We start from the raw sequence: 2,981 nt of genomic DNA, 5'->3' as shown, positions 1-2,981 counted from the left end.
GATGTTAGTCCTAAAAAATCTACCATGATTGCCGCAATTTTATTAGGTGTTTTTGTTTTTTTAAGAGGTATATTTACAGGTAGTGTATTATTAATGTTTTTGTTTCATTTTCTGTTTGCTTTAAGTGCTACTTTTGCTTTTACCTCATGGTCGCCACTTTCCTATAGGTTATTCCCGAAAGATAAAGCCTCAAAGATCACTGCATATTTTACTGCTTTTCTTGTTTTAGGTCAGATTTTAGCTTTTTTTGTATCCTATCAATTAGCAAAGTGGCTTGGGTTAAAGTTATATCTTATTTTATGCGGTATAGTTTCGGTTGTATTTTCATTAATTTACATTTTTTCTGTCCTAAATTGGAATGATACGCTTCTTAATGTAGAAGTTAACAAAAAACTTCCTATTTTAGATGGTTTTAGATTAGTTTTTTCAAATAAATCACTGTTAATTCTTTCTCTAATTTCTTTCTTTGATATAGGGGTATTTAAGTATCTTGCGGGTTGGTATCCAAAACTTAACGTTATATTTAAAGGTCTTGAGCCTTCAAAAGCTGGTTTTATTAATGCTTTTATTCTAATTGGTTGTTTAATTGGTGCTATGACAATACCAAGCCTAAGCCACAAATTTAAGAAAGTAAGGATTTTTTTCATTATTCTTCCATTAATTGTTGTCTTTTCACTTTTTTTGAGTCTTTACTTAAGTAGTTTTGGTTATTTACTTTTTGTTTCTCTTATATTAGGGGTTGCATTATTTCCAATTTATCCATTGGGACTTCATCTTCCGAGTGCATTCCGTAATATTGGCGTGAAATATGCTGGTGTTGGGAGTGGTATTATTCTTATTTTTGCAAATTTAGGTGGAAGCATTTTTCCTCTGTTGGGTGTATTAACGAAGACATTTACATCGTCTCTTGTTGTGTTTGGGATTATACCAATGGTTCTTATATCTATTTTAGGTTTCTTTTTTAAAGATCCAGATACCTATTGATTCAAATTGAACTCTTTTTCTGAAAATGATTCAACTGTGTAAATTTCTACAGTAAGATCAGGGTCTTCAAAGCAATTTTTAGGTAAGCCTGCTTTTAAACAGAGGTGTGTAAAAAATTCAATTGGATTTGTTAACTCTTCCCAAACTTGTGGAAGAAATGTTGCCTTGTAAAACCCCATTTTTATAATTACCCCATGTTTTAGTGGCTTAACTAAATTGAATAATTCCTCGGTATTAGAAAAGTTAATTTTTTCTGGAAATGATAGAATTGATATTTCTATATCAATTAATGGAAGTTCCTTTAGTTCAACGGGGTAAAACCTAGGATCCCTAAAGGCGGCATTTATTGAGTTATCGATAACATCAAGGATTAGCGGTCTTGCTGGATAAATTGATCCAATACATCCACGCAAATTACCATTTTCGGTTAGAGTCACAAAAGTTCCTTTTTCCTCCCAGTATTCACTATCACCATAATCCTTTTTATCAATTTTTAGTTTTTTCTTTTCTTTTATGTAAGTTTCTATAGTTTGTCTTGAAAGTTTTAAAAGAACAATTTTTTGAGAATTATTCATCTATCCTCCAAAGAAAGCTGCAGCAAGGTATCCCACAACATTTGTCTTTGGACCTGCTGTATCACCGCTTGTTGCATATGATAAGATTTCACTTTTAAGATTGTATTTTTTTGAAAATTCTATCCCTACTTCGATTCCTATTTTACCGCAAGCTTCACAGTTCTTCAATTGTTTGTTGTCCAAATTTTTAACGGCATTTATACAATGTTGGTCTATTTTAATCGCCTCTTCGTATGAATAATAGTGGCTTAAGTCAGTGCTTATTACAATAATAGTGTTTTCATCTAAAACAGCTTCTATTCCTTTTATTAGACTTTTTGCGCTTGCTTCACTATAGAGGATTGGTATTATTTCAAATTTTGAAAGTATGTATTGCAAGAAAGGTAATTGGACTTCTATGCTATGTTCTTCAAGGTGTGCTTCGAGTATGAAATGGAAGTCATCAAGGAATAAGAGTTCTTTTGCTTTTTTTGAAACTTTTACAAATCCTAATGGAGTTTTATATGCATCAAAAAGACCCACTGAGGCACCTCTAAAGTATGCAAAGTGAGATGGTGCAATTATTACCACTGTTTGGAAATTTAAATAGTCGATATTCATTAATTGTTTGTAACTATATCCAGCTACAGGACCCGAGTATATGTAACCAGCATGAGGAGAGATGATGGCTTTAAGATTTGGTAGATCTCTAAATGGCGCACTTTCTACAAATTTTCTAACGATGCTTTTTAATTCTTCTTTATTATCAGGGTAAAAACTTCCAGAAGCAGATACTTCTCTAATTTTCATATTCTCCTCCTAATAAATATTATAACATAAAATATTAACTTTAGTATACTTCAAATATGAAGAGCTTATATGTATTTGCAAAATATTACCTAAAATATATAATTTAAAAGAGGTTTTTAAGAAGGGAGGTAGAATTTTATGGACATCAGTGAAAAAGGTGATTTTTCAAGCGATGAACAACCTGAGCACCAAGAAACTGAGAAGAGCAAAGAGTTTGAAGACACATTGAAAGGAAAAGAAGAAAAGAAAGAAGTTGAGCAAAAAGAAGAAAAGGAAGTTGGCGAATCAAACGAAACAAAAGAACAACTCCCATTGCAAACCCCAATTCCCCCTTTTACACAAGAAGAGAAAATAGAGAATAGATATATTCTTTTTATGATTTACAACCAATTTGCTCCTATTGACAGAGACGATGTCTTTGATCTAATAGATCAACTAAACAAAATTCAAACTCCACCTGAAAAGACAAGGATTGATATGGTAATTCTTTCTAATGGTGGCTATCCGCATCCTGCCTACCAAATGATGAACATCATTCGGTCAAGGTGTAAAAAACTGAAAGCGGTGGTGCCTTTATTTGCAAAGAGTGCTGCAACACTTATGACTTTAGCGGCAGACGAGATTATAATGGCA

General features: G+C 32.2%; 4 protein-coding genes. 2 read left to right on the top strand and 2 right to left on the bottom strand.

Annotated features, from left to right (window positions below; translation table 11 throughout):
- The coding region (locus K6343_02055) for an MFS transporter (GenBank protein ID MEF3244757.1) at positions 1-984 on the top strand (984 nt) is incomplete at its 5' end.
- Here the strand turns inward: K6343_02055 and amrA are convergent.
- Positions 978-1,559 (bottom strand): AmmeMemoRadiSam system protein A, encoded by a 582-nt coding sequence (gene amrA, locus K6343_02050; protein MEF3244756.1) that lies wholly within the window; start codon positions 1,557-1,559, stop codon positions 978-980. The genes K6343_02055 and amrA overlap by 7 nt on opposite strands.
- Positions 1,560-2,348 (bottom strand): AmmeMemoRadiSam system protein B, encoded by a 789-nt coding sequence (amrB, locus tag K6343_02045; GenBank protein ID MEF3244755.1) that lies wholly within the window; start codon positions 2,346-2,348, stop codon positions 1,560-1,562.
- Positions 2,349-2,486: 138 nt separating this feature from the next.
- Here amrB and K6343_02040 point away from each other — a divergent pair.
- Positions 2,487-2,981 (top strand): hypothetical protein (locus K6343_02040; protein ID MEF3244754.1); only part of this gene is annotated, 495 nt, incomplete at its 3' end.

This window comes from Caldisericaceae bacterium (genome assembly GCA_036574215.1).
GTDB lineage: Bacteria > Caldisericota > Caldisericia > Caldisericales > Caldisericaceae > Caldisericum.
This window is presented reverse-complemented; position numbering and strand designations above follow the sequence as displayed.

Excerpts from the sequence above, each read along its gene's own strand:
- amrA (MEF3244756.1), bottom strand. The coding sequence starts at position 1,559 with ATGAATAATTCTCAAAAAATTGTTCTTTTAAAACTTTCAAGACAAACT.
- amrB (MEF3244755.1), bottom strand. The coding sequence starts at position 2,348 with ATGAAAATTAGAGAAGTATCTGCTTCTGGAAGTTTTTACCCTGATAAT.